This window comes from Microvirga thermotolerans, assembly GCF_009363855.1.
GTDB classification, from domain to species: domain Bacteria; phylum Pseudomonadota; class Alphaproteobacteria; order Rhizobiales; family Beijerinckiaceae; genus Microvirga; species Microvirga thermotolerans.
On the sequence record NZ_CP045423.1, the window covers coordinates 941794 to 952500 of the forward strand.

A 10707-nucleotide genomic window follows, 5' to 3' on the forward strand; every position below is an offset into this window, starting at 1 on the left:
AGATGATGAACGAGGCTTCCCGCACCGTTCCCATGACGACGGGTCCCGCCTGGGGGCGCGTTCGCCCGGGTCGCCGGATCGCGGACCGGACCCTCAAGATCGTCTGCACGGTCTTCACGGCCCTCGGCGCCTTCGTGCTCGGGTGGATCCTCCTGATGCTCATCTGGGAGGGCGGCAGCGCGCTGTCCCTCGACGTCTTCACGCAGGTGACGCCCGGACCCGGGACCGAAGGCGGAGGCATCGCCAACGCCATCGTCGGCAGCTTCATCCTGACCCTGCTCGGCATCGCGGTGGCGACCCCGGTCGGCGTGCTGGCGGGAACCTATCTCGCAGAGTACGGCAGGGGCTCGAAGCTCGCCGAGGCGATCCGCTTCGTGAACGACATCCTGCTCGCCGCGCCCAGCATCCTCATCGGCCTCTTCGTCTACACGCTCATGGTGCCGCCGCTCGGCGGCTATTCCGGCTGGGCCGGCGGCGTGGCGCTCGCCATCATCGCGGTTCCGGTCATCGTGCGCACCACCGAGGACATGCTGCGCCTCGTCCCCGGATCCCTGCGCGAAGCGGGGGCGGCGCTCGGCGCGCCCATGTCGACCGTGATCGTCCGCATCAGCTGGCGCGCGGCGCGCGCCGGCATGGTAACGGGCATCCTCCTCGCCACCGCCCGCATCGCTGGTGAGACCGCGCCGCTCCTCTTCACCGCGCTCAACAACAATTTCTGGTTCAGCCCGAACCTCATGGGCGGCGTCTCCAACCTGCCGGTGATGATCTACCAGTTCGCCCTGGCGCCTTACGAGAACTGGCGCTCCCTGGCATGGGCCGGGGCCCTGGTCATCACGCTCTCGATCCTGGCGCTGTCGATCGCGGCGCGCCTGCTGCTGAAGAAGGACCACGTCCGATGACATCGATCGCCGTCACTGCGAGCAGCGCCATCGGGAATGCCGCTGCGGCCGATGCGACCGCTCCCGTGCGCATTTCCGTGCGCGGTCTCGACTTCTTCTATGGCGACTTCCGCAGCCTGAAGAGCATCTCCCTCGACTTCTACGACCGGCAGGTCACGGCGCTCATCGGACCCTCGGGCTGCGGCAAGTCAACGCTCCTGCGCACCTTCAACCGCATCTACAGCCTCTATCCCGACCAGCGCGCCGAGGGGGAGATCCTGCTCGACGGCCAGAACGTGCTGTCGCCCTCCGTGGACGTGAACGAACTTCGCGCCCGGGTCGGCATGGTGTTCCAGAAGCCGACTCCGTTTCCCATGTCGATCTACGACAACATCGCCTTCGGCATCCGGCTCTACGAGCGGCTGTCCCGGGCCGATCTCGACGACCGCGTCGAGGAGGCCCTGCGCAAGGCAGCCCTTTGGGACGAGGTGAAGGACAAGCTGCGCCAATCGGGGACGGGCCTTTCCGGCGGTCAGCAGCAGCGCCTGTGCATCGCCCGCACCATCGCGCAGCGGCCGGAGGTGATCCTTCTCGACGAGCCGACCTCCGCCCTCGATCCCATCTCGACCGGTAAGATCGAGGAGCTCATCGAGCAGCTGCGCGCGGAGTTCACCATCGTCATCGTCACGCACAACATGCAGCAGGCGGCGCGCATCTCGCAGTTCACCGCGTTCATGTATCTCGGCGAGCTGATCGAGTTCGGCCCCACGAGCAAGATGTTCATGACGCCGAACAAGAAACAGACTCAGGACTACATCACGGGCCGCTTCGGCTGACCGGAGCGCTTCAGGGAGATCCTTCCATGGCGGAGCACATCGTCCGTTCGTACGACGAGGACCTGCAGAGCCTCCGGCGCCGGATATCGGAGATGGGCGGCATCGCGGAGAAGATGCTGGTGGATGCCGTCGCTGCGCTCGTGCGCAGCGACATGCCCCTGGCGCAGTCCGTGATCTCGTCCGACAGCCGCCTCGACCTGCTGCAGCGCGAGGTGGAGGAGAGCGCGATTCTCACCATCGCCCGCCGCCAGCCCCTGGCGGTCGACCTGCGCGAGACCATTTCCGCCATCCGCGTCTCGGGAGATGTGGAGCGCATCGGCGATCTCGCGAAGAACATCGCCAAGCGCGCCCTCGCCATCGGCGGCGAGTTCCAGGCCCAGAAGATCGTGGCGGGCGTCCAGCACATGAGCGACCTCGTTCTGGGGCAGCTCAAGGACGTGCTCGATGCCTATGCGCAGCAGGACACCGTCCGCGCCCTCGACGTCTGGCAGCGGGACGGCGCCATCGACGCGCTCTACACGTCCCTGTTCCGCGAGCTTCTCACCTACATGATGGAAGATCCCCGCAACATTTCGTTCTGCACGCACCTCCTGTTCTGTGCCAAGAACATCGAGCGCATCGGGGACCACACCACCAACATCGCCGAGACGGTCTATTATCTCGTGACCGGCGAGACCCTCGCCATCGACCGCCCGAAGAACGACCGTTCCATCGACCTCACCAAGGCCGGAGCCTGAGGCATGGGGCCGCGCGTTCTGATCGTCGAGGACGAGGAGCCCCTGACGCTCCTCCTGCGCTACAATCTCGAGGCGGAGGGCTACGAGGTCGACTGCGTCGGACGGGGCGACGAGGCGGAGGTCCGCCTGCGCGAGCAGGTGCCCGACCTGGTGCTCCTCGACTGGATGCTGCCCGGCCTGTCCGGGATCGAGCTCTGCCGCCGCATCCGCATCAGGCCCGAGACCGAGCGCATGCCGATCATCATGCTCACGGCGCGGGGCGAGGAAGGCGACAGGATTCGGGGGCTGTCCACCGGCGCCGACGACTACATCGTCAAGCCGTTCTCGGTCCCGGAGCTTCTGGCGCGGGTCCGCGCGCTCCTGCGCCGGGCGAAGCCGGCCCACATCGCGACGCTGCTCACGGCGGGCGACGTGGAGCTCGACCGCGAGACCCACCGGGTGCGCCGCGCCGGCAAGGAGCTGCATCTCGGCCCGACCGAGTTCCGCCTCCTAGAATTCCTGATGACGAGTCCGGGACGCGTCTTCACCCGCGAGCACCTGCTCAACGCGGTCTGGGGACATGACGTCTATATCGACGAGCGCACCGTCGACGTGCATGTGGGGCGCCTGCGCAAGGCGATCCGGATGCCGGACAGGCCCGACCCGATCAGGACCGTGCGCGGCACCGGCTACTCCTTCGACGAGACTTTCGCCAGGGACGGGCAGGGCTGAAGCGGCACGCGGCCGACTGCGCTTCCGGGCCGCCTCTCCGAGGGGGAGCCTCCGAGGGGAAGACAGGGCCCGATCCTGCGAACGGACCCTCTGCGGACATGAAAAAGGCAGGCGCGAAGCCTGCCTCGAGGGTCGGGTGGGCGATGCCGGTCACGCGCGCGCCAGCTTGCGCTCGCGCTTGCGGTCCGCGACCGGCTGGTAGGCGACGCGGGCATGGTGCGAGCAGTAGGGCAGGCCGGTCACCGAACGCGCCCCGCAGAAGCGGAATTCCGGCTTCGTCGGGTCGCCCATGGGCCAGCGGCACATGGACTCCCGAAGGTCCATGATGGTCACGCGCTCGGACATCGGGATCGCCACATCGTCCACAGGCATGGTTTCCGGCTCCTCTTCCGCCACAGGCGGACGGGAAATGGGAGCGATCACCACATTGTTCCGGGTTTGCGGCGCAATAGGGGCAGGGGCGCTGGGTGCGCGGGCCGCCTTGCGGGGGCGCTGGGCGGCCGGGGCGGCCGCCTTGTCCTTGGCCCGCCCGGACAGGCCAAGGCGATGGACCTTCCCGATCACCGCGTTCCGGGTCACGTTGCCCAGCTCGGCCGCGATCTGGCTCGCGCTCAAGCCGTCGGCCCAGAGCTTCTTGAGAAGCTCGACCCTTTCGTCGGTCCAGGTTGCACCCGCATCTGTCATTTTTATAAGGCCTCCATCGGGGCGGCTCTTCCCAGGACCGAATCCCTCATGCTTCGCGGACAGAATGGAAGGTCCGACCGCGTTGTGAGGATCTCTCCTGAGAGGTGAGGGCCGCCGCTCGAATGCGTGTTCGACGGCCTCGAAGTTACTAGATGCCTGGACTCGGGCGCAAGAGTCCCCGGACAGGCCCTGCCGTTTTCCCCAGGGAACTCGTTTCGGCCCCGGCCCGCCGTGATGGGTGACTTCATTTCTCTTGAATTGACAGGGTCTCGCGGCTCATTAGAATTTCCGAGCTGCCGTCCCCGTGGGGGCGGCGCTTTCTTTTTCCGGCCCAGGTGCGACCTTATGGTCCCCTGGCCTTCCAAGCGGAGAACGACCCCGTGACGTCGCCATTGCTGCCGACCTACGCACGTGCCGATATATCCTTCGAAAAGGGGGAGGGCCCCTGGCTCTTCGGCCGAGACGGCGAGCGATATCTCGATTTCGGGGCCGGGATCGCCGTGAACGCCCTCGGGCACGCCCATCCCCACCTGGTCAAGGCTTTGACCGACCAGGCGGCCAAGCTGTGGCATACCTCGAACCTGTTCCAGATCCCGGAGGGCGAGCGCCTCGCCCGCCGGCTCGTGGAGAACACCTTCGCGGACGTGGTCTTCTTCTCCAATTCCGGGGCCGAGGCCAACGAGGCCGCCATCAAGATGGCCCGCAAGTACCATTCGGCGAAAGGGCATCCGGAGCGGTTCCGCATCGTCACCTTCGAGGGCGCCTTCCACGGCCGGACCCTCGCCACCATCGCGGCGGGCGGGCAGGCCAAGTACCTGGAAGGGTTCGGGCCGAAGGTGGAGGGCTTCGATCAGGTGCCTTTCGGGGACCTCGACGCCCTCAAGTCCGCGATCGGCCCCGAGACGGCGGCGCTCATGATCGAGCCGATCCAGGGCGAGGGCGGCATCCGCCTGGCGCCCAACGCCTTCATCCGCGCCCTGCGCGACATCGCCGACGCCCATGGCCTCCTGCTGATCTTCGACGAGATCCAGACCGGCGTGGGCCGGACCGGCAGGCTCTTCGCCTATGAATGGACCGGGGTGACCCCGGACATCATGTCGGTCGCGAAAGGCATCGGGGGCGGCTTCCCTCTCGGGGCCTGCCTCGCCACGGCCGAGGCCGCTCAGGGAATGACCGTCGGGACCCACGGCACCACCTTCGGCGGCAACCCGCTCGCCATGGCGGTCGGCAACGCGGTGCTCGACGTCATCCTGGAGCCGGGATTCCTGGAGCGGGTGGAGCGCATGGGCCTGCTCCTGAAGCAGCGCCTCGCCGAGCTGATGGACCGCCATCCCGGCGTCATCTCCGAGGTGCGCGGGCAGGGCCTGATGATGGGCCTGCGCACGCACGTTCCCAACACGGAATTCATCGCCGCCGCCCGCAGGAACAGGATCATCCTGATCGGCGCCGGCGACAACGTCGCCCGCCTCCTGCCGCCCCTGATCGTCACGGAGGCCGACATCGCAGAGGCCATGAAGCGCCTGGATGCCGCCTGCACCGACATCGAAGCCGAGCTGGACCGGGTCGCCCGGCAGGGAGCCGCCGAATGAAACCCCGTCACTTTCTCGACCTGTGCGACCTGTCCGGCGCCGAGATCCGTCACGTCCTGAAGATCGGCTCCGCCCTGAAGGCGAAGCGCCGCCGCGGCGAGCGGGCCAAGGAACGCCCCCTCGAGGGCAAGGTCCTCGCCATGGTGTTCGACAAGCCCTCCACCCGCACCCGCGTCTCGTTCGACGTGGGCATGCGCGAACTGGGGGGCGAGACCCTGATGCTGACCGGCAAGGAGATGCAGCTCGGCCGCGGCGAGACCATCGCCGACACGGCCCGCGTCCTGTCCCGCTACGTGGACGCCATCATGATCCGCACCCTCGACCATGCCATGGTGACGGAGCTGGCGCAGAACGCCTCGATCCCCGTCATCAACGGCCTCACGAAGATGACGCATCCCTGCCAAATCATGGCGGACGTGATGACGTTCGAGGAGCATCGCGGATCCATCAAGGGCAGGACGATCGCCTGGTCGGGCGATGCCAACAATGTGCTCGCCTCCTGGGTGCATGCGGCCGCGCGGCTCGAATTCACGCTGCGGATCGCCTCGCCGCCGGAACTTGCGCCCCGCCCGGAGCTTTTGACATGGGCGAAGAGCGAAGGAGCGGACATCGTGGTCACCACCGACGCATTCGAGGCCGCGGAGGGCGCCGACGCGATCGTCACCGATTGCTGGGTCTCCATGGGCGACGAGGACGAGTTCCGCCGCCACAACCTCCTCAAGCCCTATCAGGTCAACGCCAAGCTCATCAGCGTCGCCGCCAAGGACGCGATCTTCATGCACTGCCTGCCGGCCCACCGGGGCGAGGAAGTGACCGACGAGGTCATGGACGGGCCGCAGTCGGTGGTCTTCGACGAGGCGGAGAACAGGCTTCACGCCCAGAAGGGCATTCTGGCCTGGTGCCTGGGAGCGGCCGGCGAATGACGGCCGCATCCTTCGAAGGCGCCGACGACGTCGTCCTGCCGTTCGCGGTCGAGCCGCTCGACGTGCGCGGCCGGATCGTCCGGCTCGGGCCTTCCATCGACACCATCCTCATGCGTCACGGCTATCCGGATGCGGTGGCCCGCGTCATCGGCGAGGCGGCGGCGCTGACGGTGATGCTCGGCTCGTCCCTCAAGTTCCAGGGGCGCTTCCAGCTCCAGACCAAGTCGGACGGCCCCATCGAGATGGTGGTGGTGGACTTCGACGCGCCGGACCGCCTGCGGGCGACCGCGCGCTTCGACAAGGAGCGCATCGAGGCGCTCGGCGCGACCGCGGCGCGGACCGGCGATCTCCTCGGCTCCGGCTATCTCGCCATGACCATCGACCAGGGCCCGGACCGCAACCGCTACCAGGGCGTGGTCGCTCTCGAGGGGCAGGGCTTCGAGGAGGCGGCGCACCAGTATTTCCGCCAGTCCGAGCAGATCCCGACCCGCGTGCGCCTCGCGGTTGCCGAGCAGTTCGAGGACGGGCGCCACACCTACCGCGCCGGCGGACTGATGATCCAGTTCCTGCCGAGCTCGCCCGAGCGGATGCGACAGGCCGATCTCTCGCCGGGCGATATCCCGGAGGGCCATCCTTCGGAGAACCTCTCCGCCCCCCGCGAGGACGATGCCTGGGTCGAGGCGAAGGCACTCCTCGAGACCGTGGAGGATCACGAGCTGATCGATCCGGCGGTTTCGAGCGAGCGGCTGCTCTACCGCCTGTTCCACGAGCGCGGCGTGCGCGTCTTCGAGGGGCAGAAGGTGCACGAGGAATGCCGCTGCTCCGAGGGCCGCATCATGTCGATGATGCGCCGCTTCTCCCCGCAGGACCGTCGCGACATGGTCGGCGACAACGGGCGCATCGGCATCACGTGCGAGTTCTGCTCGCGCTTCTACGACCTCGATCCCGCGGAGGTGGAGGCCGAAGTCGCAAAGGCCGAGACCTGAGCCTCCGGGCGCCGCTCAGGCTTCCGCACATGCTGCGGCGAGGCGGCGCATGAAGGCCTCGCCCGCGGCAAGCTGCTCCAACGTGATGTACTCGTCCGGCTGGTGCGCCTGATCGATGGAGCCCGGGCCGCAGACGACGGTCGGGATGCCGGCCGCCTGGAAATGTCCCGCTTCCGTGCCGAAGGGAACGGTCTGGGTCCGGTTCTTCCCCACGAGGCGGAGCGCGAGGGACTCCGCCGGCGAGCCCGGATCGGGCGCGAGCCCCGGAACGGCGACCTCCAGCTGCGTCTCGATCCGCCCGAACTCGCCGAAGCGGTTCATCCGCTCGAGCACGACCTCGCGGGCGAAGCGGTCGAGCCGGTCGGGAATCTCCCGCGGGTCGAGGCTCGGAAGGCCGCGGAACTCCCAGTGGAAAGTGCATGTCTTGGCCATGATGTTGCGGGCCGTGCCGCCCGCGACGACGCCCACATGCACGGTGGTGTAGGGCGGGTCGAAACGCCCGCTCGGATCGCCGCGCTCCATCATCTCGTCGGCAATCCGGTTGAGCTCGCAGATCAGCTCGGCCGCTGCCATCACGGCGCTGGCGCCGAGGTAGGGCTTGGAGGAATGGGCCTCGAACCCATGCACCGTGGTCACGAAGGTCACGACGCTCTTGTGCGCGTCGACCACCTCCATCGACGTGGGCTCGCCGATGATGGCGGCCTTGGGGAGCGGCAGCTCGCGCCCCATGCGGCGGATGGTGTCCACCACGCCGAGACAGGTCGTCTCCTCGTCGTAGGACAGCATGATGTTGATCGGGGTCTTCAGGTTCGCGGCCAGGAAATCCGGCACGAGGGCGAGCGCCAGCGCATCGAAGGCCTTCATGTCGACCGCGCCGCGCCCGTAGGCGCGCCCGTTCTCGACCCGGAGTGCGAAGGGATCCGACGTCCAGGCCTGGCCCGTCACCGGCACGACGTCGGTGTGGCCCGAGAGCACGATGCCGCTCCTGTCGCTGGGCCCGACGGTCGCATAGAGCGCGGCCTTGTCGCCCGCCGCGTTCGGCACGCGCACGAAGGGCACGTCCCAGCTCCGCAGGTAGTCCTCGACGAATTCGATGAGCGGCAGGTTGGACTTGGAGCTCTCCGTATCGAACGAGACGAGCTTCGCGAGCATTTCGAGCGGCGTCAGCCGCTGACCTTTGGGGGACATGCAAACCTCAGTGGACCACGCGTTTCGTGTGCGGGCTGTCGAGTGAGAAGGCAGGGATTTCGGCGTTGAAGGTTTCGCCGCTGCTCGTTTCCATCACATAGCAGCCCTGCATGGTGCCGCTCGGCGTCGTCAGCGGGCAGCCGCTGGTGTAGCTGTAGCTCTCCCCGGGGCCGAGGACGGGCTGCTCGCCCACCACGCCGGCTCCGCGGACCTCCTGCGTCTGCCCGCGCTCGTCGACGATCTTCCAGTAGCGGGCGCGCAGTTGCACCCGCTCGAGGCCGGTGTTGATGATCTCCACCGTATAGGCGAAGAAATAGCGGTTGTCGGCAGGGGACGACTCTTCCGGCATGTAGCGGGGTGTCACGGTGATGCTGATGCCGCGTGTGACAGCCTTGTACATGGTACTCCCTCGAGAGCGCCGCCGCGGGAACGATGGAAGGCGGCCCTGGAGACGTGGTAAGGCGGGCTTGGGTCCTCGTCAATCGAGGGGAGACAGGGATGCCCCAGGGCGACCGGCGCACCCCCGGCATCGCGGGCCCACATCCGCGAGCGCGGTTGCCGGATCGTCAATCCGCCCTGAGGGCCCTCACGCCGCCCCTAAAGGTACCGGCTGTGAATTTGCGTTCGCGCCCGGTGCCTCAAGTTTTGACTTAGCGCATCTTTTTGCGCAAAACCGGTTCCCACTTCTGCGCTCCATGCTCTAGAGATAAAGCGACGTTTCACCAGGGGAGTGGGCCGAAGCCCGTCGGGAAAGACATGGTTGCGTTGCGGGACGGGATCCAATCGGCCGAAACCATCGTGCGACTGGCGGAGGAGGGGGCGATCAGGCCGGAAGCGCCCTTCGCTCCGGACCAGGTCCAGCCGGCGAGCCTGGACCTGCGGCTCGGGCGGCGGGCCTACCGGGTTCGGGCGAGCTTCCTGCCGGGCCCGCACCATACGGTCCGGGACCGCCTCGCCCAGCTGAGCTTCCATGAGATCGACCTGGGCGCCGGCGCCATCCTGGAGACCGGCAGCGTCTACATCGCCGAACTCCAGGAGAGCCTCGCGCTGCCTTCCGACCTCTCGGCGGCGGCCAACCCGAAGAGCTCGACGGGCCGGATCGACGTGTTCACCCGGGTCATCACCGACCGGGGACAGGAATTCGACACCATCGGGGCCGGCTACGGGGGGCCGCTCTATGCGGAGATCTCCCCCCGCACCTTTCCCGTGCTGGTGCGGACGGGCACGCGCCTGTCGCAGCTGCGCCTGCGCAAGGGCGAGGTGCGCCTGAACGATGCGGAGCTTCACGCGCTCCACGAGCGGGAGCGCATCGTGACCTCGGCGGAGCCCTCCATTCAGGATGGAGTCGCGGTGAGCGTCGACCTGTCCGGCTTCAACTCGGATGGCCTCATCGGCTACCGCGCCAAGCGCCATACGGGCCTCGTCGACGTGGACAGGCCGGGATCCTGCCGAATCTCGGATTTCTGGGAACCTCTCTACGCGGATGCCAGCCGCACCCTCATCCTCGATCCCGGACAGTTCTATATCCTCGCCTCCAAGGAGGCGGTGCACGTGCCGCCGGACTATGCGGCCGAGATGGTTCCGTTCGACCCGCTCGTGGGGGAGTTCCGGGTTCATTACGCCGGCTTCTTCGATCCTGGGTTCGGCCATGCGCCCGCCGGAGGGGAGGGGGCGCGGGCGGTGCTGGAGGTGCGCTCGCGGGACGTGCCCTTCATCCTGGAGGACGGCCAGATCGTCGGCCGCCTCGTCTATGAGCGCATGGCCGAGCGGCCCCGGGTTCTCTACGGTTCCGGCGCAGGGTCGAACTATCAGGCGCAGGGCCTGAAACTGTCGAAGCACTTCCGCTGATGCCGCGGTGAAGTCCTTCACCCGGCGGGGTTCGGCGACCTCGCGAGCCAGGTGACGGAGAGGAAGGCTCCGATCCAGGAGCCGAAGGCTGCGAACAGCACGTAAATCGCATGTTCCGTGTAGCTGATGACCGCGAAGGCGGAGAGCAGATACCAGATGCCGCTCCAGTTCGCGGCCCTCACGCGCCGTCGCGCCACCACGGCCGCATTGAAGAACACGTAGGCCGCGTCCGTCGTCGCGGTGGCCAGCACGACCCCGAGGGCCACGAGGGAATCGAGTTCGACGCTCATGCGGGACCTCCTGCTGCAACGGGCGAGAGGGGGGATA

The 10707-nt window shown here is 67.7% G+C and carries 12 protein-coding genes; 8 read left to right on the top strand and 4 right to left on the bottom strand.

Going from position 1 to position 10707, the window contains the following annotated elements; genetic code table 11:
* Nucleotides 1-2: 2 nt before the first annotated feature.
* From pstA to phoB, 4 genes are read left to right on the top strand one after another with little or no spacing between them, the layout of a single operon-like run.
* Nucleotides 3-899 (top strand): phosphate ABC transporter permease PstA, encoded by an 897-nt coding sequence (pstA, locus tag GDR74_RS04380; protein WP_246179846.1) that lies wholly within the window; start codon nucleotides 3-5, stop codon nucleotides 897-899.
* Complete coding sequence (gene pstB, locus GDR74_RS04385) at nucleotides 896-1714, top strand: phosphate ABC transporter ATP-binding protein PstB (protein ID WP_152585160.1); 819 nt, start codon at nucleotides 896-898, stop codon at nucleotides 1712-1714. Before pstA ends, pstB begins: the two co-directional genes overlap by 4 nt.
* Before the next feature lie 26 nt (nucleotides 1715-1740).
* A complete protein-coding gene (phoU, locus tag GDR74_RS04390) occupies nucleotides 1741-2451 on the top strand; it encodes a phosphate signaling complex protein PhoU (protein WP_152585161.1) in 711 nt (236 codons plus the stop codon).
* Nucleotides 2452-2454: 3 nt separating this feature from the next.
* A complete protein-coding gene (gene phoB / locus GDR74_RS04395; protein WP_152585162.1) occupies nucleotides 2455-3162 on the top strand; it encodes a phosphate regulon transcriptional regulator PhoB in 708 nt (235 codons plus the stop codon).
* A 150-nt stretch (nucleotides 3163-3312) separates the two neighbouring features.
* Here the strand turns inward: phoB and GDR74_RS04400 are convergent, their stop codons facing one another.
* On the bottom strand, nucleotides 3313-3846 hold the full coding sequence (locus GDR74_RS04400) for a GcrA family cell cycle regulator (RefSeq protein ID WP_152585163.1): 534 nt from the start codon (nucleotides 3844-3846) through the stop codon (nucleotides 3313-3315).
* 380 nt (nucleotides 3847-4226) lie between these two features.
* On the opposite strand from GDR74_RS04400, the gene GDR74_RS04405 reads away from it, so the two are divergent.
* From GDR74_RS04405 to GDR74_RS04415, 3 genes are read left to right on the top strand one after another with little or no spacing between them, the layout of a single operon-like run.
* Nucleotides 4227-5435, top strand: coding sequence for an aspartate aminotransferase family protein (locus GDR74_RS04405; RefSeq protein WP_152585164.1), 1209 nt, complete (start codon nucleotides 4227-4229; stop codon nucleotides 5433-5435).
* Nucleotides 5432-6358, top strand: a complete 927-nt coding sequence (gene argF / locus GDR74_RS04410) for an ornithine carbamoyltransferase (RefSeq protein ID WP_152585165.1) — start codon at nucleotides 5432-5434, stop codon at nucleotides 6356-6358. The genes GDR74_RS04405 and argF overlap by 4 nt, the downstream gene beginning before the upstream one ends.
* Nucleotides 6355-7344 carry an Hsp33 family molecular chaperone gene (locus tag GDR74_RS04415; protein ID WP_152585166.1) on the top strand — a complete coding sequence of 330 codons (990 nt, stop codon included), beginning with the start codon at nucleotides 6355-6357 and terminating at the stop codon, nucleotides 7342-7344. Before argF ends, GDR74_RS04415 begins: the two co-directional genes overlap by 4 nt.
* A gap of 15 nt (nucleotides 7345-7359) precedes the next feature.
* Here the strand turns inward: GDR74_RS04415 and argE are convergent, their stop codons facing one another.
* Together argE and apaG are read right to left on the bottom strand one after the other, a co-directional pair.
* Complete coding sequence (gene argE / locus GDR74_RS04420; protein WP_152585167.1) at nucleotides 7360-8532, bottom strand: acetylornithine deacetylase; 1173 nt, start codon at nucleotides 8530-8532, stop codon at nucleotides 7360-7362.
* A gap of 7 nt (nucleotides 8533-8539) precedes the next feature.
* Nucleotides 8540-8932 (bottom strand): Co2+/Mg2+ efflux protein ApaG, encoded by a 393-nt coding sequence (gene apaG, locus GDR74_RS04425; protein WP_152585168.1) that lies wholly within the window; start codon nucleotides 8930-8932, stop codon nucleotides 8540-8542.
* A 356-nt stretch (nucleotides 8933-9288) separates the two neighbouring features.
* Here apaG and GDR74_RS04430 point away from each other — a divergent pair, with 356 nt between their 5' ends.
* The gene (locus GDR74_RS04430; RefSeq protein WP_152585169.1) at nucleotides 9289-10380 is read left to right on the top strand and encodes a 2'-deoxycytidine 5'-triphosphate deaminase; all 1092 of its coding nucleotides are present in this window, start codon (nucleotides 9289-9291) and stop codon (nucleotides 10378-10380) included.
* A gap of 17 nt (nucleotides 10381-10397) precedes the next feature.
* Here the strand turns inward: GDR74_RS04430 and GDR74_RS04435 are convergent, their stop codons facing one another.
* Nucleotides 10398-10670, bottom strand: coding sequence for a hypothetical protein (locus GDR74_RS04435; RefSeq protein ID WP_152585170.1), 273 nt, complete (start codon nucleotides 10668-10670; stop codon nucleotides 10398-10400).
* Between the last annotated feature and the right edge of the window lie 37 nt (nucleotides 10671-10707).

Coding starts and splice junctions, on each gene's coding strand:
- GDR74_RS04415 (WP_152585166.1), top strand. CDS start 6,355: ATGACGGCCGCATCCTTCGAAGGCGCCGACGACGTCGTCCTGCCGTTC.
- GDR74_RS04400 (WP_152585163.1), bottom strand. CDS start 3,846: ATGACAGATGCGGGTGCAACCTGGACCGACGAAAGGGTCGAGCTTCTC.
- GDR74_RS04430 (WP_152585169.1), top strand. CDS start 9,289: ATGGTTGCGTTGCGGGACGGGATCCAATCGGCCGAAACCATCGTGCGA.
- apaG (WP_152585168.1), bottom strand. CDS start 8,932: ATGTACAAGGCTGTCACACGCGGCATCAGCATCACCGTGACACCCCGC.
- phoB (WP_152585162.1), top strand. CDS start 2,455: ATGGGGCCGCGCGTTCTGATCGTCGAGGACGAGGAGCCCCTGACGCTC.
- pstB (WP_152585160.1), top strand. CDS start 896: ATGACATCGATCGCCGTCACTGCGAGCAGCGCCATCGGGAATGCCGCT.
- argF (WP_152585165.1), top strand. CDS start 5,432: ATGAAACCCCGTCACTTTCTCGACCTGTGCGACCTGTCCGGCGCCGAG.
- phoU (WP_152585161.1), top strand. CDS start 1,741: ATGGCGGAGCACATCGTCCGTTCGTACGACGAGGACCTGCAGAGCCTC.
- GDR74_RS04435 (WP_152585170.1), bottom strand. CDS start 10,670: ATGAGCGTCGAACTCGATTCCCTCGTGGCCCTCGGGGTCGTGCTGGCC.
- argE (WP_152585167.1), bottom strand. CDS start 8,532: ATGTCCCCCAAAGGTCAGCGGCTGACGCCGCTCGAAATGCTCGCGAAG.
- pstA (WP_246179846.1), top strand. CDS start 3: ATGATGAACGAGGCTTCCCGCACCGTTCCCATGACGACGGGTCCCGCC.